Annotated in this window: 19 protein-coding genes and 1 tRNA gene; 6 read left to right on the plus strand and 14 right to left on the minus strand. The window is 66.9% G+C overall.

Translation table 11 applies throughout. The features are described 5' to 3' along the window. Positions 1 to 2 precede the first annotated feature (2 nt). Entirely contained in the window at positions 3 to 908 is a 906-nt protein-coding gene (locus ACQR1X_RS13590; RefSeq protein WP_316180190.1) for a dienelactone hydrolase family protein, read from the minus strand. 240 nt (positions 909 to 1148) lie between these two features. On the opposite strand from ACQR1X_RS13590, the gene ACQR1X_RS13595 reads away from it, so the two are divergent. Together ACQR1X_RS13595 and ppa are read left to right on the plus strand one after the other, a co-directional pair. After that, entirely contained in the window at positions 1149 to 1658 is a 510-nt protein-coding gene (locus tag ACQR1X_RS13595) for a GNAT family N-acetyltransferase (RefSeq protein WP_006611902.1), read from the plus strand. A gap of 172 nt (positions 1659 to 1830) precedes the next feature. Further along, the gene (gene ppa / locus ACQR1X_RS13600; RefSeq protein ID WP_011923519.1) at positions 1831 to 2367 is read left to right on the plus strand and encodes an inorganic diphosphatase; all 537 of its coding nucleotides are present in this window, start codon (positions 1831 to 1833) and stop codon (positions 2365 to 2367) included. 120 nt (positions 2368 to 2487) lie between these two features. On the opposite strand, the gene folD is transcribed toward ppa, so the two are convergent. From folD to ACQR1X_RS13615, 3 genes are read right to left on the minus strand one after another with little or no spacing between them, the layout of a single operon-like run. After that, entirely contained in the window at positions 2488 to 3372 is an 885-nt protein-coding gene (gene folD / locus ACQR1X_RS13605) for a bifunctional methylenetetrahydrofolate dehydrogenase/methenyltetrahydrofolate cyclohydrolase FolD (RefSeq protein WP_315800821.1), read from the minus strand. A gap of 51 nt (positions 3373 to 3423) precedes the next feature. Further along, positions 3424 to 3762 (minus strand): DUF167 domain-containing protein, encoded by a 339-nt coding sequence (locus ACQR1X_RS13610; protein ID WP_316180192.1) that lies wholly within the window; start codon positions 3760 to 3762, stop codon positions 3424 to 3426. A gap of 9 nt (positions 3763 to 3771) precedes the next feature. Next, positions 3772 to 4062, minus strand: coding sequence for a YggT family protein (locus ACQR1X_RS13615; protein WP_316180194.1), 291 nt, complete (start codon positions 4060 to 4062; stop codon positions 3772 to 3774). 187 nt (positions 4063 to 4249) lie between these two features. On the opposite strand from ACQR1X_RS13615, the gene ACQR1X_RS13620 reads away from it, so the two are divergent. Next, positions 4250 to 4325, plus strand: a tRNA-Ala gene (locus tag ACQR1X_RS13620). Between the two features lie 221 nt (positions 4326 to 4546). Here ACQR1X_RS13620 and ACQR1X_RS13625 read toward each other — a convergent pair. The 6 genes from ACQR1X_RS13625 to ACQR1X_RS13650 all read right to left on the minus strand — a co-directional run bounded on the left by ACQR1X_RS13625 (position 4547) and on the right by ACQR1X_RS13650 (position 11463). Then, a complete protein-coding gene (locus tag ACQR1X_RS13625; protein WP_315800819.1) occupies positions 4547 to 5353 on the minus strand; it encodes a glutamine amidotransferase in 807 nt (268 codons plus the stop codon). A gap of 80 nt (positions 5354 to 5433) precedes the next feature. Then, complete coding sequence (locus tag ACQR1X_RS13630) at positions 5434 to 6213, minus strand: SDR family NAD(P)-dependent oxidoreductase (protein ID WP_434899003.1); 780 nt, start codon at positions 6211 to 6213, stop codon at positions 5434 to 5436. A gap of 217 nt (positions 6214 to 6430) precedes the next feature. After that, positions 6431 to 6898: a TerB family tellurite resistance protein gene (locus ACQR1X_RS13635; RefSeq protein ID WP_315800817.1), complete on the minus strand. Its 468-nt coding sequence runs from the start codon at positions 6896 to 6898 to the stop codon at positions 6431 to 6433. Between the two features lie 126 nt (positions 6899 to 7024). Continuing rightward, the gene (locus ACQR1X_RS13640) at positions 7025 to 8434 is read right to left on the minus strand and encodes an adenylate/guanylate cyclase domain-containing protein (protein WP_434899004.1); all 1410 of its coding nucleotides are present in this window, start codon (positions 8432 to 8434) and stop codon (positions 7025 to 7027) included. A 64-nt stretch (positions 8435 to 8498) separates the two neighbouring features. Beyond that, positions 8499 to 9890, minus strand: a complete 1392-nt coding sequence (locus tag ACQR1X_RS13645; protein WP_316180196.1) for a cytochrome P450 — start codon at positions 9888 to 9890, stop codon at positions 8499 to 8501. A gap of 205 nt (positions 9891 to 10095) precedes the next feature. Next, a complete protein-coding gene (locus ACQR1X_RS13650; protein ID WP_316215463.1) occupies positions 10096 to 11463 on the minus strand; it encodes a hydrolase in 1368 nt (455 codons plus the stop codon). Between the two features lie 177 nt (positions 11464 to 11640). On the opposite strand from ACQR1X_RS13650, the gene ACQR1X_RS13655 reads away from it, so the two are divergent. Further along, a complete protein-coding gene (locus ACQR1X_RS13655; protein WP_434899005.1) occupies positions 11641 to 13323 on the plus strand; it encodes an MFS transporter in 1683 nt (560 codons plus the stop codon). An 8-nt stretch (positions 13324 to 13331) separates the two neighbouring features. Here the strand turns inward: ACQR1X_RS13655 and ACQR1X_RS13660 are convergent, their stop codons facing one another. Together ACQR1X_RS13660 and ACQR1X_RS13665 are read right to left on the minus strand one after the other, a co-directional pair. After that, positions 13332 to 13547, minus strand: a complete 216-nt coding sequence (locus ACQR1X_RS13660) for a cysteine rich repeat-containing protein (protein WP_315800812.1) — start codon at positions 13545 to 13547, stop codon at positions 13332 to 13334. A gap of 115 nt (positions 13548 to 13662) precedes the next feature. After that, a complete protein-coding gene (locus ACQR1X_RS13665; RefSeq protein ID WP_434881630.1) occupies positions 13663 to 13950 on the minus strand; it encodes a hypothetical protein in 288 nt (95 codons plus the stop codon). A 325-nt stretch (positions 13951 to 14275) separates the two neighbouring features. Here ACQR1X_RS13665 and ACQR1X_RS13670 point away from each other — a divergent pair, with 325 nt between their 5' ends. Further along, positions 14276 to 15319, plus strand: coding sequence for a polysaccharide deacetylase family protein (locus ACQR1X_RS13670; RefSeq protein WP_434899006.1), 1044 nt, complete (start codon positions 14276 to 14278; stop codon positions 15317 to 15319). A 75-nt stretch (positions 15320 to 15394) separates the two neighbouring features. Here the strand turns inward: ACQR1X_RS13670 and ACQR1X_RS13675 are convergent, their stop codons facing one another. Continuing rightward, positions 15395 to 15808 carry a hypothetical protein gene (locus tag ACQR1X_RS13675; protein WP_434899007.1) on the minus strand — a complete coding sequence of 138 codons (414 nt, stop codon included), beginning with the start codon at positions 15806 to 15808 and terminating at the stop codon, positions 15395 to 15397. 429 nt (positions 15809 to 16237) lie between these two features. Here ACQR1X_RS13675 and ACQR1X_RS13680 point away from each other — a divergent pair, with 429 nt between their 5' ends. After that, positions 16238 to 16813, plus strand: coding sequence for a hypothetical protein (locus ACQR1X_RS13680; protein ID WP_315800808.1), 576 nt, complete (start codon positions 16238 to 16240; stop codon positions 16811 to 16813). Between the two features lie 34 nt (positions 16814 to 16847). On the opposite strand, the gene ACQR1X_RS13685 is transcribed toward ACQR1X_RS13680, so the two are convergent. Then, positions 16848 to 18254, minus strand: a complete 1407-nt coding sequence (locus ACQR1X_RS13685) for a GSCFA domain-containing protein (protein WP_434848416.1) — start codon at positions 18252 to 18254, stop codon at positions 16848 to 16850. Between the last annotated feature and the right edge of the window lie 238 nt (positions 18255 to 18492).

The following is an 18492-nucleotide window of genomic DNA, read 5'->3' on the forward strand; positions in this document are numbered from 1 at the left end:
TGCTAGTTCGGCGGCATCGGATGCGTCGACCGACGAGTCGTTGTCAGCGCCTTCAACAACAAATTCGCCGCCAGTGCCACGCCGTCGTCGTGCTCGATCATCCAATGCCCCTCCGCGCCGGAAGCTGGCAACAGCTTGAAGCCCGCCCGGCCTCCGGCCGAATTGAAGGCCTCCGCGAGCCGACGCGAAAGCGCTGGTGGAAAGTAGCTGTCATTGGTCGCAACCAGCCACGTGACCGGAGCACGCGCGCCGAGTCCGAACACGCGGGCCGTATCGAGCAGGCGCGCCTCTGCACAGACGCGCCCTGGCACGTCGTCGGCATGGCCGCCACGGCCGGGTGCGAACACGATGATTGCCGAGACGATCTGCGGCGGCTGATCGGCGAGTGCCAGTGCGCCCCAGCCGCCGGCCGAATGGCCGATGACGACGGCGCCGCCCTTCGCCGCGAACGGCTGCTCGCGCATGTAGGCGAGCGCGCGCGAAATCTGCGCCGCCGTCGCGCGTCCTGCCTTCTCGTAGTCCGCGTCGGCGCAGCCGCCCTGGTCTTCGACATAGGGACCGCCGGTGCGGCCGTGCCCGAGCCGCTCCGGGACCAGCACGGCATAGCCCCGGCCGACCAGGAGACGCGCCAGCGCCGTGTAGGTGGGCTGCGGCAGCTGTGCCCGCCACAGCGGATTCTGCGTCGAGGCATGCGCGATCACCGCCAGCGGAAACGGTCCATCGCCAGCAGGCCGATAGAGGATCGCATGCGCGGGAATTTCTGGCTCGATCGACGGAATCAGCCATTGCTGCCGGCGCGCCGGCTCGGTTTCGGGCGACGCGGGACCGAACGGCTGTGCCGTTGCGCCGGCTGCTACTGACAGGACGACTAGCGCGAGCAACCATGAGACGCAGCGAAGCAGCACCATTCAGCCGAACGGGAAGATGTTGAGCCCGCGCCACACTAGCCGAGGCCGCGGCCCGTCGGATGCGATTTCTCGTTCGACGTATGAACGCGCGGTGACAGGGCACCGCCGACCCTCAACAATGTTGCGAAATTGTCCCTTTTCGGCACAGCTTTCCGCCACGGTGATGCCGAAAGTCCACAGGTTAACCGATCTTTAACGTGGCACCTTGAAGGCGGACCGCCGACTTGCTTTGATCTACTCATGAGCACAACCCTGATCGAAGTCCGTCCGGCCAAGGCTGCAGATGCGGCTGCGGTGGCGTCAGCCCATGATGAAGCTTGGCGTTCCGCCTACCAGGGGATCATCCCTGGCGCTGAGCTGGAGAAGCTGATCAACCGGCGTGGCCCCCAATGGTGGGACAGCGCGATCCGCAAAGGCAGCCGCGTCAGCGTGCTGGTGTTCAACGACAAGGTCGCAGGCTATGCGAATTACGGCCGCAATCGCGCCCGCAGCCTGCACTTCGACGGTGAAGTCTACGAGCTTTATCTGCGACCGGAATTTCAGGGGCTGGGGTTCGGTCGCCGGCTCTTTCAGTCCGCCAAGCGCGACCTCGCGCAGAGCGGCCTGAAGAGCATGGTGGTGTGGGCGTTGTCCGACAACGATCCCGCCACCGAGTTCTACCGCGCCTTGGGCGGCCGCATGGTCGCGCGGTCGTCGGAGCGCTTCGGACCGAAGTCGCTCGACAAGGTTGCCTTTGCCTGGACCAACTGAGCCTGGACCGGCTGTGCTCTGGGCGCGTTAAGCGTTAACGCGCCGGTGAATTGAACTGAAAGTGTTGGCTTGAGGTAGCTGTTGCGCAGCCGCGTTTTTTTTGCGACTGCGAATGCCAGCGCTCATTCCTCGGGCGTCCGACCCTGAAACGTTCAAGTTCTACGGAGCATCCATGCGCATCGACGCCATCCCGATCGGGAAAGATCCGCCGCGCGAGGTCAACGTCGTCATCGAAGTGCCGGTCGGCGGCGAGCCGATCAAGTACGAGCTCGACAAGGAAGCCGGCACGCTGTTCGTCGACCGCTTCCTCTATACGGCGATGCGCTATCCCGGCAATTACGGCTTCATCCCGCACACGCTGTCCAATGACGGCGATCCCTGCGACGTGCTGGTCGCCAACACCCGCGCGATCGTGCCGGGCGCGGTGATGAGCGTGCGTCCGGTCGGCGTGCTGCTAATGGAGGACGAGGCCGGCGGCGACGAGAAGATCATCGCGGTGCCGTCCTCGAAGCTGACCCAGCGTTACGACAAGGTCCGCACCTACAGCGACCTGCCGGACATCACGCTGCAGCAGATCCAGCACTTCTACGAGCACTACAAGGATCTCGAGCCCGGCAAATGGGTGAAGGTGCTGCGCTGGGGCAATGCCGACGACGCCCACCAGCTGATCGCCGAGGGCATCGCGCGCGCCAAGGCGGCGAAGAAGTAAAACGATTGACGTCATCCCGGGGCAGCCGCGCAGCGGCTGAACCCGGAATCTCGAGATTCTCAGGTGCGCAACTGCGCACCTCAGCTCGATGCTGCGCATCGCCCCGGAATGACGGTGAGCTCAGACCGCCGGCTTCGGCAGCCCGGCAATGGCGCAGGCGGCGCGCAGCGTGTTCACCAGCAGGCAGGCCACGGTCATCTGGCCGACGCCGCCCGGCACCGGCGTGATCGCGCCGGCGACCTCCGACACCTCTGCATAGGCGACATCGCCGACCAGCCGCGTCTTGCCCTCGGCCGTCGGGATGCGGTTGATGCCGACGTCGATCACGGTCGCGCCCGGCTTGATCCAGTCGCGCTTCACCATCTCCGGGCGGCCGACGGCGGCGTAGACCAGATCGGCGCGCGCGGTCAGCGCCGGCAGGTCGCGCGAACGGGAATGCGCGATGGTCACCGTGGCGTTCTCGTTGAGCAGCAACTGCACCAGCGGACGGCCGACCAGGTTGGAGCGGCCGATCACGATCGCGTTCAGGCCCTCCAGCGAGGCGTGAATGGTCTTGCTGAGGATGATGCAACCGAGCGGCGTGCATGGCGCCAGCGCCGGCTGCCCGCCGGCGAGGCGGCCGGCATTGTGCGGATGCAGCCCGTCGACGTCCTTCGCCGGATCGATCGCATTGATCACGACCTCGGTCTCCAGCCCCTTCGGCAGCGGCAGCTGCACCAGGATGCCGTGCACGGCGGGATCGCGGTTGAGCTTGCCGATCAAGGCCAGCAGCGCGTCCTGCGACACGTCGGCCGGCAGTCTGTGCTCGAACGAGGCCATGCCGGCCGCCTGGGTCTGGGTGTGCTTGCTGCGGACATAGACCTCGGACGCCGGGTCGTTGCCGACCAGCACCACGGCCAGCCCTGGCGTCAGGCCATGTTCGCGCTTGACCCGCTCGACCTCACGGGCGACTTGCGCGCGCAGATCCGCCGCAATCACTTTTCCATCGATGATGCGCGCCGTCATGTCTGCTCTCTGCCTCGTCGTTCGCCGCTGGTCGCGCGAGCGCGGCCCGCTCTAGGATTTCCCGGTCGGCTTATGGGCTGCAATGAGGTCGCGCAAGGCCTGATCGAGCTTGGCGGTATCGCCATCGATGGCAACCTGCTTCAGCCGCGAGGTGGTGCCCGAGGTGATTCGCACCGAGGCCTTGGTGACGCCGATCGCCTTGGCGAGCAGCTCGGTCACCGCGCGATTCGCCTCGCCGCCATCGGCGATGGCCCGGACGCGGACCTTGAGCACGCTGCGGCCGTCGGACAGCGTTTCGACGCCGTCAATCGCGTCGCGGCCGCCGCGCGGCGTCACGCGAAGCGCGACGGTCAGGCCGTCCGAGGCTGGACGCCAGGGAGGCGAGTCCATTCCTTGAGCCTACGGCACGAAAGGATAGACGTAGTCAGCCAGATACATCTGGAGGAGCATAAGCAAGAAGAACACGATGATCGGCGAAATATCGAGCCCCCCGAAATTCGGCAGGCGGCGTCTGATCGGGCCCAATACTGGCTCGGTGATTCGGTACAGGAACTCGGCGACACCCGCGACGAATTGATTGCGCGTGTTGACCACATTGAAGGCGATCAGCCACGACAGGATCGCCGAAGCAATCAACAGGTACATGTAAAGTGTGATGATCTGGATCAGAACGTAAATGATCGGCTTCATTCGGGGGACTTCTTGGGCCGGGGGGAGGGCTATTCGCTAGATATCGGTTCCCCCCGGCGCAAACAAGGGAAGCTGCCCGTCAAGGCTAACGGGCGATGTGACCGTTCTTGACTTGACCTCGGCACCCACTGTAAATGGCGCCCGATCTGCCGGCCGCCTTTTCCCAACATCGAAGCGGTCGTGTTACGGGGCCATAGCTCAGCTGGGAGAGCGCGTCGTTCGCAATGACGAGGTCGGCGGTTCGATCCCGCCTGGCTCCACCAACCTTCGCTCGCTTCGCAAGCTTCGGCTCGGCAAGCCGATTTCAACAATCCGATAGCGAAGCGAGCGAAGGTTGCCGCGCCATAGCCCGAAGGGCGGCGGCGGGCCGTCGTCCGCAGCCGCGCAAGTAGCCTGAAGGGCGAAGCGTGGTGCCCGGCGAAGCCCCTTGGCGAAGCCGGGCTGTTTCAGCATCGCCCAAGCCAATCCGCTCAAATCACCGGTCCTACTCCGCAGCCTCCGCCATCGCCGCCACCGGCTCGCGTGCCAGCCAGCCATCCAGAAAATGCGCCAGCCAGGCCCGCTCGGCGGCGTCATGCACGGCGCGGCCCTCGAAATGATGGTGGCGCAGGCGGGCGCCGGGCGTGTCCAGCCGGGCATGGCCGCGGGTGGTCCAGCGGCACATCATCGCGTAGGTCACGTCGGGGTGGAACTGCAGCCCGGTGGCGTTCTGGTATTGATAGGCCTGGACCGGAAAATCGCCGCCCTCGGCGAGCAGCTCGGCGCCGTCGGGCAGGTCGAAGCCTTCGCGGTGCCAATGATAGACATGGTCGGGCCAATGCGGGCACAGCTTGCGTCCGGCCCGGGTCGGGCGAATCGGATAATAGCCGATCTCGGCGCGCCCCTGCGGATGCGGCGCCACCTCGGCGCCGAGCTGGATCGCCAGCATCTGCGCGCCCAGGCAGATCCCAAGAAACGGACGCTGCTCCCGCAGCGGCACCTCGATCCAGTCGATCTCGCGGCGGACGAAATCATCCGGATCGTTCGCGCTCATCGGACCGCCGAAAATAACGGCACCCGAATGCCCATCGAGCGTCTCCGGCAGCGGATCGCCGAACCGCGGCCGGCGGATGTCGAGCGGATAGCCGCGGGCGCGCAGCGCATTGCCGACCCGGCCGGGGCTCGAGGTTTCCTGGTGCAGGATGATGAGGACCGGCCGATGCGGCGCAGCCGCCATGGCCGGCTTCGGATGGAGCTGCCGAACGTCCGCCTGGGGCCCGTTCGGATGGAACGAAGGGTCTTGCCTGAGCATCACCTGGCGATCATAGCTAAGCAAAGGTTAACGGCGCGTGAGCGAGCGCACATTGCAAAGCAAGGGCCGGGCCAGCGCGATCAGCTCCGCTTCAATTGCAGCCGCCCGACCGCATCGAGGATGAAGCCCCGCGGGAACCAGCGCAGCAGGAACGGTACGATCTTGATGCCGAGCCCGGGCAGCACCACGCGCTTGTCGGCCATCAGGCCGCGGTAGCCGGCCTCTGCCACCGCCTTGGGCGAGACGTTGAGGATCACCGAATCCACGCCCGGTTTGAACCCGGCGCGATCCTGGAATTCCGACGGCACCGGACCGGGGCACAGCACGGTGACCCGGACGCCATGCGGCGCCATCTCCTTGCGCAGCGCCTCGGTGAACGAGATCACATAGGCCTTGGAGGCGTAATAGACCGCCATGCCGGGCCCCGGCAGGAACCCGGCCACCGAGCCCAGATTGAGAATGCCGCCCTTGTTGCGGATCAACTGCTCGGAAAAGCGCAGCGACAGCTCGGTCAGGGCGCGGACGTTCACCGAGATCATGTCCAGCTGCTCGGCGCGGTCGAGCTGCACCGCCTTGCCGAACAGGCCGAAGCCGGCATTGTTGACCAGATATTCCAGCTCCACGCCGGCGGCGGCCAGCGCGGCCTCGATGGTCGCCCCGGCGACGGCGGAGGTGAGATCACAGGGGATCACCAGCGGCGCCGGGCCGCCTTTGGCCGCGATCTCCTGCGCCAGCGCGGCGAGCCGGTCTTCGCGCCGGGCCGTCAATGCGAGCCGGTGCCCGTTCGCGGCAAACACGCGCGCCAATTCGCTGCCGATCCCGGCCGACGCACCCGTTACCAGCGTGACACGTTCACCCACAATCCTGCTCTTCGATCACAATCCACACATCATCCAATAGCGGCGGACGAGAGCATAGGCGGACGGGAACATGCAAGACGCCGCGATCGGCAGTCCTGCACCAGATTGCAGTAATAGTTTCGGATTCACATAGGTTTACATGCAGGGGCGAGGTTCGGAACAAAATTAAAGTTTGTTCATCTCCGGATCACGCCGGTTCCGGCCGAGACAGAGCGGTTCACGCGGGAGCGCCGGACTTGCGCGCCGCGACCCGGTGCTTGATGTCGATGCGGTCATGCGTGGAGATGCCGAGCAGCTCCGAGGCGCGCCAGACCACATTGTCCTCGAACTCGGTCACCTTGCCGTCGGCGAACACCAGCTCCCACATCATCTCGACGATGCGCAGGCGGCCGGCTTCATCGACCTCGCGCATGATCACGCTGGTGAAGCGATAGAGATCGACCGCTTCGCCCTCGGCCAGCATGGCCTGGGCGATCAGCCGGTCGGCGGAGCCGTGGTCGAGCCCGAAGCGCAGCTCGATCAGGCCGTGCAGCTTGCGCCGCTCGATCTCGCTCGGCTCGCCGTCCAGCGAGATCACGTGGATCAGCAGCGCGGTTGCCGCCAGCTGATAGCCGTTGTCGTCGAAGGCCGGGGTTTCGTGCGGCGAAACCACGTCGGCGATGAATTGGCGCAGTCCTTCGAGCATGGCGTCCTTCGCTGTTGGATCCCTTGGCGGCCGCAAGCCGGTCGGCAACTGCTCATTATATGCAAATGCCACGCGCCGCCGGCAATCCGCCGCGGCCTGCGCAGCGCATGACATTTCGGTAAGGCCTCAGGGGATTTCGTACACCATCATCCGGTCGGCGATGCCGCGCAGCGCCGCGTGCTTCTGGATCGGCGCGATCTTTGCGCTGCGCAGGATGTCGGCGACGCCGGGGCTCTCGACCACGGGCGCGGTGAGATGGATCTCCTGCGCGGTCGACAGGCTCTGCACGCGGGCGGCGATGTTGACGGTCTGACCGAAATAGTCCTGGCGGTCGTTCAGCATCACCGCGAGGCACGGCCCCTCGTGGATGCCGATCTTGACCACGAGGTCCTCGGTGCCGCGCTCGGCATTGAGCCGCTGCATCGCCGCGCGCATGCGCAAGCCGGCGGCGAGCGCATGCTCCGGCTTGATGAAAGTCGCCATCACGGCGTCGCCGATCGTCTTCACCACTGCGCCCTTCTCGGCGTTGATGATTTCCAGCAGCGCGCGGAAATGGGCGCGCACCAGGTCGAACGCCGCAAGGTCGCCGACGCGTTCATACAGCGCGGTCGAGCTCTTGAGGTCGGTGAACAGGAAGGTCAGCGAGGTGATCTTCAGCCGCTGGTCGATGTTGAGATTGTCGGCCTTGAACACGTCGCGGAAGGTCTGGTTGGACAGGATGCGCTTGGCGGTCAGGAACGGCCGGCGCTTGCCGAGGAGATGGTGGAGCGCATCGCCGGCGATGAACACCGTCGGCAGCGTCCGTACGCCGGCCTGATTGTCGAGCGCCAGCCGCAGCGGGCCTGGACGCAAGGTGACCGAACCGGTCGGAGGATGCGTCTTGTTGAACAGCAGCCCGAGTTGCTGGCGCTCCCTGGTCGGCTCGCCCTGAACGTCGATGAAATGCGCAGAATGCGTCACCGGCTCGAAGATGATGATGAAATCCGACGGGAGCTGCAGCGATAGCACCGCCTTCTCGCCGGCCGGCAGCTCGAGGGCATCGAGGGTCACTTGCTCGCTCAGCGAAGCAAAGGACTCCCGGTCGAGGTCGATGCCGGAGCTCCAGAAGATCTGCTTGTAATACTCCCAGAGCGTCAGCGTGTTGGGATCGTGGGCTGCGATGCGCCTGACCTTGGAGGTCACGGTGAAGGCAACCTCGACCTGCTCGTCGACGGAGGGCTCGTAGCCGCACGCGCATAATCCGCAATGGTAATCGTCATGGCGGAGGGATTTCAGCGTGGCGTGCGCATCGAGCACGCCGCTGCAGCCGGGACACAGGACGTTCCAGGTGAGATCGAACAAGCCGATCCGTGCCGCATGGAGGAAGCCGGAGATGACCTGCTCCTCGTCGAGACCTGCGCGCGCGGAGAACTCGAGGGCGTTGATACGGTTGAGCTCGTGATCTTCGCCCGACTCGATCAGCCGTATGATCGCGTCGGCGACGGCCGGATGGGCGGTCTGCTTCAGAACCGAAAGCTGGGCCTGGATGTCGCTCATGCCCGGCTAAGATGGGACTTGGCAAACCCGCAAGCAAGTGCCGAGCGTGGCTGCCGCGTGGCGGTCAGACCTCCATCCTGGGCGTGATCTTGAACAGCGGCGACCGGTCCGGCTGCGTCGTCACCACGCCCACCGGCAGCACCGGCGCGCGGTCGACGAGCTCGATCCTGAAGGCGCCGACCAGCCGCGCCAGCGCCAGCACGGCTTCGACGAGCGCGAAATGCGCCCCGATGCAGACCCGCGCGCCGGCCCCGAACGGCAGATAGGCGAAGCGCTCCGGCGGCGGCGCGCCCGGCACGAATCGCTCGGGCTTGAAGGCGTTGGGGGCATCCCACAGCTTCTCGTGCCGGTGCAGCAGCCACGGCGAGATCAGCACGACGTCGCCGCGCTTCACGGGGAACGCGGCGATCCGGTCCGGGCCGCCGGCGGCGCGCGCGATCAGGAACGCGGGCGGATAGAGCCGCAATGTCTCGTCCAGCACGGCGCGCGTGAACGGCAGTTGATCGGGGTCGCTGAGATCGGTCGCGGCGCGCGCCTCCTGCGCCAGCCTGTCCTGATTGGCTGGATCGAGCGCGATCAGATACAGCGCCCAGAACAGTGCCGTTGCCGTGGTCTCATGGCCGGCGAGGATCATGGTCGCGACCTCGTCGGCGAGTTGTGCGTCGGTGAACGCCGCGCCGGTCTCGGGATCGCGTGCCGCGCCCATCAGGTCGAACAGGTCGCGCGGCGGTGCGTCCTCCAGCTTGCCGGCGGCGCGGCGCTCCGCCATCAGCATGGCCACGAAGGCGGTCCAGCGCTTGCGGAACCGCCGGCGCGCGACATCGCGCGGTGTCGGCCAGGACAGCGGCAGCACGATGTCGAGCAGATGCGGGCTGGCCAGCCGCGCGCCATATTCGTAGACGAAATCGCGCAGGGTGGCGCCGTGGCGGCCCATCTCGAACGAGAACATCGTGCGGCCGGCGATGTCGAGCGTCATGCGCTGCATGATCTCGCGCAGGTCGAGCGGCTGCCCGCACTGCTGCCTCAGCCTGGCGACGGTCTCGTCGCTCACCGCGACCATGTGCGGGATGAGGCCGGAAACGGCGCGCGGCGTGAAAGCCGGCGCGAGCGTCCGGCGCTGGTGCTTCCACGCCTTGCCTTCGGCGATCAGCAGCCCCTCGCCGAGCACCGGACGCAGCACGCGGATGGCGCCGACGGTGCGGCCGTAGTTCTCCCAATTGTCGACCAGCACATGCTTGATCGTATCGGGCGTATTGAGAATGTAGCTGGAGCTGCCGAAGAAGCGGCCGCGAATGATGTCGTCCTCATAGGCGCGCTGGCTCCAGGTCGCGATCGCGTTGTCGCCCATCATCAGCACGCGGCGCAGCGCGCCCATGCTGTCCGGCGCCCGCGGCGGTGTTGGCGGTATCAGCGGCAATCGTGCCTGCGGCAGATAATGGACGTCGGCGGTACTCATTCACGGCCTCTTGACGCTGTCACGAGCCTGGAACCATCGATCGGCTGCATTGCGACCAACCGAGCCCCCGGCTGCAGGCCGCGCCGGGCCGCCGCGCAGGGACGGTCTTCCGCCAGAGGTAACGCTGTCATCTCGCTCGCAACGCGAGAGGGAGAGCGCGATTCCGCGCTCTTCGAGGCTGTGATGTACCATCATACTCCGGCAACTAATTAGTCAGCTCGATCATTGCAATCCTGCTCTCCGATGCTGGCCAAAGACGGGCGGCGATGCGTTCCTCGTTGAACAGTCCGGTGACGCTGCGTCCGACGTCGCCCGCCGGCAGCCGCAATGTCGTTGCGGCATCGGTCGGTATTCCCTTCTGTATGTCGGCAGGTTCCTTGCCGTCGAGCAGCACGATGTCGCGGGGCAGGCCGAAATAGCCGCGCGGCCTGATCATGATGAGGATCGCTCCAGCGCCGGCATCGGCCTTGCCGAGCGGCCGCGCCGCGCGCAGATGCACGACGTCGGACGAACGCGGGAATGGCGAGCGGTAGAAATGCGTGATCGGCGCGCCCGGCGAAGTCAGCACGATCTCGAGATAGGACGTCGGATCGACCTCCGCGGGACCCCAGCGTCCGTCGGCGCCGGTCTGGCCGCGATACACCGGCTCGCCATTGCGTGCGCCGGTCTCGCTCGAGACGCGATAGACCTCCACGCTTGCGCCCGCCACCGGGCGATTGGTCGGCGCGCCGCCCGGCGTTGCCGTCACGAGGCCGCTGATCCGCACCTGCGGCTCGGGCTGGATCGCGATCTGCGTCGGCTCACGGCCGGCGATGAATTTGTAGATCTCGCGGAACGCGCGCGGGTGGAACGCCACCTCGCGATGGTCGAGCGCTCCGATCACGAGATTGGTCGCGCCCTTCAGTGCCGGCCCCTCGGCCGTGATGCCGGTGGGGACACCGGGCTTGCCGACCAGGCGGCCGTCAGCCTGGGCATATTTGTCGAGGCCATCGCTGCGCAGCGTCAGGAAGGCGGTGCCCTCCGTCACCTCGCTGTCGCCGGCATTCAATCCGCGCAGGAACGGGCCGCGGCCGTTGAATTCGCTGCCGGGGCTATCCTCCCAGTCGAACACGCCATGATTGGGCGTGCCGCACAGCACGGCATGACTGACATCGGCGCCGCCGCCGTTCTTCACCACGTTGCGGATCGCGTTGCCGCCGCGCGAGCTGCCGACCAATGCGATGCGCGCCGCGCCCGTGCGCTCCTTGAGGGCCTTGATCGCTTCGGTCAGCTCGCGGCGCTGATCCTCGGTCGACGAGCGGCTCGGCTGCGCCACGGAATCGTCGTTGCGCGCCAGCGGGTCGGTGAAGTCCAGCGCAGCGAGGCGCGTGCGCGGCACGCCGTCGGATTCCATCCGCCACAGCGTGGTCATCCATAGCGCCGCGTGATCGCCATTGCCGTGGACGAACAGCACAGGCGGCATCTCGCCGGCCGCGGCTGCCGCCGTTTGCGCGCGCGCTGGTAAGGTCAGGCCGCTCGTGAGCAGGGGCAAGGTTCCCATGCTCTTCAAAATGGTGCGGCGCGTCAGATTCATCGGCGGTCTCCCTTTGGTCTTGTTCATGTCGTGTTCGTTGGCCGCGGTCCCTGATGCGAGCGCTCTGGGCACTGGACAGCGGCAGACATTCGCAGGCATCACATAGGTCCGGCCGGAATCAAGCGATAGTTCGATGCGATCTTATCGGAGGCGACCTGGCGACGTGGACGGACCCGCATGAATGCGCCGCAGAAACGTGAGCTGTTCGCGGCCGAGAGCATCGCCGCGCCGCTCCGGCACGCGGTGTTCCGCCGCATCTGGCTGGCTAGCCTGCTGTCGAACCTGGGCCTGCTGATCCAGGCGGTCGGCGCCGCCTGGGCGATGACGCAGATGACGTCGTCGGCCGACAAGGTGGCGCTGGTGCAGACCGCCTTGATGCTGCCGGTGATGTTCATCTCGATGCCCGCCGGCGCGATCGCCGACATGTACGACCGGCGCATCGTCGCGCTGGTCGCGCTCGCGGTGGCGCTCGGCGGCGCCATCACCCTGACGGTGCTGGCATGGTACGGGCTGGTGACGCCCGAGCGCCTGCTGGCGCTGTGCTTCGTCATCGGCAGCGGCATGGCGCTGATGGGGCCGGCCTGGCAATCCTCGGTCAGCGAACAGGTGCCGCCGGAGACGCTGCCCGCCGCGGTCGCGCTGAACGGCATCAGCTACAACATCGCGCGCAGCTTCGGACCTGCGATCGGCGGCGTCGTGGTCGCGGCTGCCGGCGCGGTTGCGGCGTTCGCGGCCAATGCGCTGCTGTATCTGCCGCTGCTCGCGGCGCTCTTCCTGTGGCGGCGCGTGGTGGAGCCGAGCCGGCTGCCGCGCGAGCCGCTCAACCGCGCCATCGTCTCCGGCGTCCGCTACATCGTCCATTCGCCGTCGATCCGGATCGTGCTGATCCGCACGCTGGTCACCGGCATCATCGGCGGCTCGATCTCCGCGCTGATGCCGCTGGTCGCGCGCGACCTGCTGCATGGCGGCGCGCAGACCTACGGCATCATGCTCGGCGCCTTCGGCATGGGCGCGGTGGTCGGCGCGCTCAACATCGGCGAGATCAGGAAGCGGCTGTCGGGCGAGGCCGCGATCCGCACCTGCGCGCTCACCTTGGGCGCGGCCACCGCGGCCGTCGCGCTCAGCACCGCGCCGGTGCTGACGGCGGCGGCGCTCGTCATCGCCGGCGCGGTGTGGATGCTCGCGGTGGCGCTGTTCAACATCGGCGTGCAGTTGTCGGCGCCGCGCTGGGTCGCGGGCCGCGCGCTGGCGGCATTCCAGGCGGCGATCTCCGGCGGCATCGCGATCGGCAGCTGGGGCTGGGGACGTCTCACCGACGCCGCCGGCGTCGAGGTCGCGCTGCTGGCGTCGGGAGCGCTGATGATGGTGTCGCCGCTGCTCGGCCTGTGGCTGCGGATGCCGCCGATCGGCGCCCGCAACGAGGACGGCGAGACCCTGGCCGATCCCGAGGTGCAGCTCGAGCTGACGCCGCGCTCGGGCCCGCTGGTGGTCGAGATCGAGTACCGCGTCGCCGAGGACAATGCCCGCGCCTTCCACGACCTGATGCAGGACGTCCAGCTCAGCCGCCAGCGCAACGGCGCCTATGGCTGGTCGATCGCGCGCGACATCGCCGATCCCGAGCTCTGGACCGAGCGCTATCACTGTCCGACCTGGATCGACTATCTGCGTCAGCGCAACCGCTCGACGCGCGCCGAGCGCGAGCTGCACAAGCGCGCGATCGATTTCCACATCGGGGCCGACCCGGTGCGCATCCGCCGGATGCTGGAGCGGCCATTCGGCTCGGTCCGCGCCAAGGAGGACATCGACCGCACCGCCGAGCAGGCGCCGGCCGTGGCGACCGGGGCTCGCAGCGGGCCTTAGTTGGGCGCTTACTGCCCGTGCTCGGTCAGCACCTTGTCGCAGGCCTTGGACAGCTTGGCGCGGTGTTCCTTGAGACAGGCCAGCACCGCCTGGTCGCCGTTGTTCATCACGGCGCGGCAATGCCGTGACACGTCGCGCGCGCACGCGTCCTGACCGGGCTGCTGCTGGGCCGAGGCGGTCGACGCGATCAGCACCAGGGGGATGATCAGTGTGAGTTTGTTCATGACTGGCGCCTCGCTCCCGGCATTGAAGGTTTGGCGGCGCTTTTAGTGCTCACAACCGGGCCTCGCAAGCGCCCCGGTCGCAGCCGGGGCGCGCAGGCGGGAGCCGGAAGCGTTCTCAATTGGCGTCGCCCGCCTCGGCGACCTTGCCGTTGCGCCTGGACAGCTCGCGGTCGAGCACGACGCGGCAGCCGGAGCTCAGCGACGAGCGGTTCTTGATCATGCAGGCGGTGATCGCCGGGATGTTGGGGATCTCGCTGCTGCACAGCCGGAAGGCGTCGCCGGTGCACATCTGCTGCGCCTCGGCGCTGAAGGCGAAGCTCGCGGTCGAGGACAAGGTCGAGACGGCGGCAAGGTTGACGACCGTCAGGACGGCCTTGCGCAGCAGGTTGGTCGAATTCGTCATGGCTGGCTCCCATTGGCGCCGCATGTCGCGGGCCGCGTTTCAATGCGCCCATCATGGTCCGATCCCGCTCGAGCAACCGTGATGCCGGTCACGCCAGATCCGGCGGCTCAACCCTGCCCGGCAGGTTCGGCAGGCCGATGGCCGCGGCGACATGTCGCTCCGGTCAACTGCCGGTCTCGCGCCGGCATCATCCTGGAAATCTTGGCTGATCCTGCCCGTGTTGGCACCGCGTTAAGGATTCGTTGGCACTAATGGAAGCTAATCGAAGCAGGCGGACAGCGTTGCGTCCGCCATCGAGTGTCTCGCGTTTTCGGGAAGAGTAACCATGCGTCATGCGTTAGGCTTGCTGCTGGCCACCGTCGTCGCGGCGTTGGCGATCACCGGTGTCTGGTACTACGTATCGAAGCCCAGCGCCGCCAAGGCCGCCGCGCAGAGCGCAGCGGCGAAGCCCTCCGAGCCGGCGCCGCCTCCGGCGCGCGTTGCCGCCAAGGCCAGCGCGAAGGATGATGTCGAGACCACCGGCACCATTCCCACGCGCACGGCCGCAAGCGTGCCGGCGCCGGTGCAGCCCAGATCGACCTGCGCCAATCCGGACGCGCTCGGCATCTCCCGCACCGTCCTGGTCGACACCACCGGTGGCCCCGGCTTCGGCCTCGACCATTTCAAGCAGTTCGACTTCCTCGCCGACCGCGAGGTGGTGCTGACCTTCGATGACGGCCCGTGGCCGGTCAACACGCCGGCGGTGCTGAAGGCGCTGGCCGACGAATGCACCACCGGCATCTTCTTCACGATCGGCAAGCATGCGACCTATCATCCGGAGATCCTGCGCCAGGTGCTGGCGGCCGGTCACGTGGTCGGCGTGCACACCTGGTCGCACGCCAATCTGAACGGCAAGAAGATGACCGACGAAACCGCCAAGGAGGAGCTGGAGAAGGGCTTCAGCGCGGTCAAGTTCGCGCTCGGCACCAACCCGGCGCCGTTCTTCCGCTTCCCGCAGTTGCAGCACCGGCCGTCGGCCGTGGCCTATCTCGGCAGCCGCAACGTCGCGATGTTCTCCTGCGACGTCGACAGCTTCGACTTCCGCTCCAAGGATGCCGACCAGGTCGTCAACACGGTGATGACCGGGCTCGACAAGAAGGGCAAGGGCATCATCCTGATGCACGACTTCCAGAAGAACACCGCGCTCGCATTGCCGACCCTGCTGCGCCGGCTCAAGGCCGGCGGCTACAAGGTGGTCGCGATGAAGCCGAAGGGCACGCTCGACACGTTGCCGGAATATGACGCGATGATCGGCCAGGATCCGAAGCTGCCGACCACGATGACCAATGCGCGGCCGATCTCGAGCGTGATCCAGACCATCTCGCAGTGATGGCTGCATGACCTCTGCGCGCGAAAGGCCGGGCGTTCGCCCGGCCTTTTTCGTTTGTCCTCTGTTGCCGGCCGCTCACCAATAGATGCCGTGGCGATGCAGCTCGCGGACGATGCGGGCTTCGGTCCAGCCCTTGCGGCGCGTCCGGTCCGAGCGCGCCGATGTCGACCGCCGCGATGATCGCTGCACCGAGCCCGGCTGCGGTGCCGGCGCCGCGGTGGCGGCGGGCTGCGGCGGCGACGGCACGGCGGCCGGGGCCGCTGGCGCAACCGGTGGCGCGGCGGGCGGGTCGATGGGCTGGGTCTGGGCCGCGACGGCCGGAACTGGCGCCGGAGTGACGGTGACCTCGCCGGCTTGCTGGACGTAGGTCGGACGCGGCGCCCGCGCGGCGGCGTCGTTCGACGACAGCGACAGGCTGCGTGTTCCTTCGGCCTGCGCGACGGTGGCGGAGGCGAGCACCATGGCTCCGATCAGGATCATCTTGCGCATCGAGTAAGCTCCCCTTTGTTGACTGCGGGAAGGTCTAGGCGCCGGCGTGGCCGCCCGATGTGACCGAGGTCACGCTCCGCGTTGCAGGCGCGAATGGAGCGCATGCCGGCACAGCGCAGTGCGGATCGGCGCAGCATCTTTCTCGAAACCTTTCCGCCGTCGCGGCGACGTCCGTTCAGGACGAGGGGAGCTCGGGACGAGCCCATCCGGAAATCCACCGGCCGCAGCCCTTGGGCGGTGGGCACCGAGGCGATCCGGCACACCCGGCTGTGGCTACCAAATTACCGTCATGACGAGGTGCTCCCATGATGCCGGTGAGATGCTGGACTTGAGGTATGATCGTATGCCTATGTACTGTTCGTTGGTGCTGTTCAGAAGATTCGCCGAATCCGATAGGGAGAGCGATCGATTCGGAGGAAGGATGCGCGCATGCGCCGGGTGATCGTTGCAGTGTTCTTGGCGGCCGTGACGCCGCTGACCGCCAGCGGGCAGGGCCCGGCGCAGTCCGGCGACAATGTCGAGGAGATCTACATCGCGCGCAGTGTGCGCCAGGGCCGTGTCGTGCCGTCGGATTTCTGCGCGCCGACCAAGACCGGCTTCGCGCCGGCGCTGGAGGATCAGCTCTCGATCCGCTCCGTCGGGGTCCGGCCCGCTGACGGCCGCATGACCGAGACCGGTGACAAGAGCATCGGCGAGATGCGGGTCTGTATCGGTCAGGCGATGGATCCGACCCTGCTCGGCACCTACACCGAAGGCCAGCTCAACGGCATCGCATTCACCGGCATCGGCGACTGCCGGCTGGTGCGCGGCAATCTGCCGGAGGACGGCCTGCTCACCCACCGCTGCTTCCTGGCGCTGTCGGGCTTGCCTGAGCCGTATGTCGGCGGCTTCCTGGTCTCGAGCTCGCTGTATTCGAAGACGCCGTTCGGCACGGAAAGTTCGCCGCCAGGCTACGCCCAGGCCGGCATCCTGATCATCCGCCTGTGGAAGAAGCGACTGCCCTGAGGCAGCCGCCTTCGATCGCCGTCCCGACCAGCGCTCAGGCCGGCGAGAAGGTCTGCACGAAGGCGCGGACGGTCGCGGACACCTTGTCCTCCGAGACGTGCCAGGCGGCGCCGTCGTCGGCGGCGAAGAAGCTCGACGCGTTCGAGCCGGCCCAGCGGAACACCTCGAACGACGGCCAGTACCAGATGTCCGCGAGGTTCGAATTGTTGACGACCTCGTGCGCGACCAGCCGCATCGTGCTCTTCGACAGGCAGTCGGCCTGCACCACCGATTCATATTCGAACGAGGTCAGGAGCGGCACCGGCGACACGGTGACGATCACCTTGATGTCCGGCCGGATGCTGCGGATGAACTCGATCAGGTAGAGGACGTTGTCGACGTTCTCCTGCACGCTGGCGGTGCGGAACTTGTACTTCTCCGCCAGCGCCCGCGAGTTCAGCGCGGTCGGCCGCGGCAGCACGAAGGCGCCGGTCTCGCGGTCGAAGAAGGCCGCGGCGACGCCGAGCGTCAGGATGAACACGTCGGCCTGCTTGATGACCGCCAGCGTATTCTCCGGGCTCGATCCCGGCGGCAGCAGCTCGACGATGCGCTCGCGGATCTCCGGATCGATCTTGGCGCCGCGCAGCCAGTCGACGAACACGCGGTTGGCGAAGGTCGTGTTGATGTACTCCGAGATCTCCATGTGGTGGCTGTTGTAGCCGCTGTCGTTGAGGCTCTTGGAGAGGTTGCGCGCGAAGCACGAGCCCATGGTGAAGAAGCGCGTGCTCTTGTCGAGGAATTTGGGCGCGGCGGCGAGGTTGACGGCGATGTGGCTGGTGATCAGCGTCTGCAGGTCGCCGAGGAAGTCCTTGGTCTCCGGGTAGCGGCCGACCTTGGCGCGGCCCTTGGCTTCCTTGGCCTTGTTGCCCTTCTTGGCGTTCGTGCGCGCCAGATCCAGTGTCTCGCGGTTGAGCGGGTTGTCGTAGGCGGGGTTGAGCTTGATCGCCTTCTCGAGCGCCGCGACCGCCTCTTCGAACTCATTGTTCTGAGTCAGGATCTCGCTGAGCGAGAAATAGTCGGCGGCCTCGTTGGAGGCTGCCGCGAGCTTGCGGAACAGCTCCATCGAGCGCGTGAACGGGCCGACATGGCTGCAGCGCACGGCGGCGCTGCGGATCAGGTGCAGATTGCCTTCGGTGGCCTGCTCGAAGATCTCGGGGTTCTCGTCGAGGATCGCCAGCATCATGTCGCGCGCCTCGGCCCGCTTCTTGTGCGAGCCGTCGTCGATCAGCTGCGCATAGATGAAGCGCGCGTTGATGTCCTTGGGGTCGAGCTCGAGCAGCTTCTGGAACGCGAGCTGCGCGCTGACGAAGTCCTTGTCCTCGATATATTTGTAGGCGAGCGTCCGGATCTGGCCGACGATCGATTGAAACTGCGTGTGGCTGTCGAGGGCAGTGGTGCTCATGTCGCGGGTTCGCCTTTGTCTCGCGTTGCGTCTTCGGCCGTTGGTCCGGCGCCGTAGCCGGCAGCCGGTGCATCGCCAGTGCCGGTCGAATCGTCACGCGCGCAGGCGCCGTGCCCTCGCGAGAGACGTCCCACCATGACCGCTGGATACTGATCGCCACCGGACCTGCCGCTGGCGTACGCCCGAGCGCAACCGGCACCTGCGGGATTCGAACGCGACGGACGTGCCCGTCCGGATC

Source organism: Bradyrhizobium sp. HKCCYLRH3073, assembly GCF_051167995.1.
Classification (GTDB): domain Bacteria; phylum Pseudomonadota; class Alphaproteobacteria; order Rhizobiales; family Xanthobacteraceae; genus Bradyrhizobium.

What these genes read in the sequence shown, in the direction of transcription:
- ACQR1X_RS13610 (WP_316180192.1), bottom strand. Translation starts at nt 3,762, where the DNA reads ATGGACTCGCCTCCCTGGCGTCCAGCCTCGGACGGCCTGACCGTCGCG.
- ACQR1X_RS13655 (WP_434899005.1), top strand. Translation starts at nt 11,641, where the DNA reads ATGAATGCGCCGCAGAAACGTGAGCTGTTCGCGGCCGAGAGCATCGCC.
- ACQR1X_RS13645 (WP_316180196.1), bottom strand. Translation starts at nt 9,890, where the DNA reads ATGAGTACCGCCGACGTCCATTATCTGCCGCAGGCACGATTGCCGCTG.
- ACQR1X_RS13625 (WP_315800819.1), bottom strand. Translation starts at nt 5,353, where the DNA reads ATGCTCAGGCAAGACCCTTCGTTCCATCCGAACGGGCCCCAGGCGGAC.
- ACQR1X_RS13680 (WP_315800808.1), top strand. Translation starts at nt 16,238, where the DNA reads ATGCGCCGGGTGATCGTTGCAGTGTTCTTGGCGGCCGTGACGCCGCTG.
- ACQR1X_RS13670 (WP_434899006.1), top strand. Translation starts at nt 14,276, where the DNA reads ATGCGTCATGCGTTAGGCTTGCTGCTGGCCACCGTCGTCGCGGCGTTG.
- ACQR1X_RS13685 (WP_434848416.1), bottom strand. Translation starts at nt 18,254, where the DNA reads ATGAGCACCACTGCCCTCGACAGCCACACGCAGTTTCAATCGATCGTC.
- ACQR1X_RS13615 (WP_316180194.1), bottom strand. Translation starts at nt 4,062, where the DNA reads ATGAAGCCGATCATTTACGTTCTGATCCAGATCATCACACTTTACATG.
- ACQR1X_RS13665 (WP_434881630.1), bottom strand. Translation starts at nt 13,950, where the DNA reads ATGACGAATTCGACCAACCTGCTGCGCAAGGCCGTCCTGACGGTCGTC.
- ACQR1X_RS13660 (WP_315800812.1), bottom strand. Translation starts at nt 13,547, where the DNA reads ATGAACAAACTCACACTGATCATCCCCCTGGTGCTGATCGCGTCGACC.
- ACQR1X_RS13635 (WP_315800817.1), bottom strand. Translation starts at nt 6,898, where the DNA reads ATGCTCGAAGGACTGCGCCAATTCATCGCCGACGTGGTTTCGCCGCAC.
- ACQR1X_RS13595 (WP_006611902.1), top strand. Translation starts at nt 1,149, where the DNA reads ATGAGCACAACCCTGATCGAAGTCCGTCCGGCCAAGGCTGCAGATGCG.
- ACQR1X_RS13650 (WP_316215463.1), bottom strand. Translation starts at nt 11,463, where the DNA reads ATGAATCTGACGCGCCGCACCATTTTGAAGAGCATGGGAACCTTGCCC.
- folD (WP_315800821.1), bottom strand. Translation starts at nt 3,372, where the DNA reads ATGACGGCGCGCATCATCGATGGAAAAGTGATTGCGGCGGATCTGCGC.
- ACQR1X_RS13590 (WP_316180190.1), bottom strand. Translation starts at nt 908, where the DNA reads ATGGTGCTGCTTCGCTGCGTCTCATGGTTGCTCGCGCTAGTCGTCCTG.
- ppa (WP_011923519.1), top strand. Translation starts at nt 1,831, where the DNA reads ATGCGCATCGACGCCATCCCGATCGGGAAAGATCCGCCGCGCGAGGTC.
- ACQR1X_RS13640 (WP_434899004.1), bottom strand. Translation starts at nt 8,434, where the DNA reads ATGAGCGACATCCAGGCCCAGCTTTCGGTTCTGAAGCAGACCGCCCAT.
- ACQR1X_RS13675 (WP_434899007.1), bottom strand. Translation starts at nt 15,808, where the DNA reads ATGCGCAAGATGATCCTGATCGGAGCCATGGTGCTCGCCTCCGCCACC.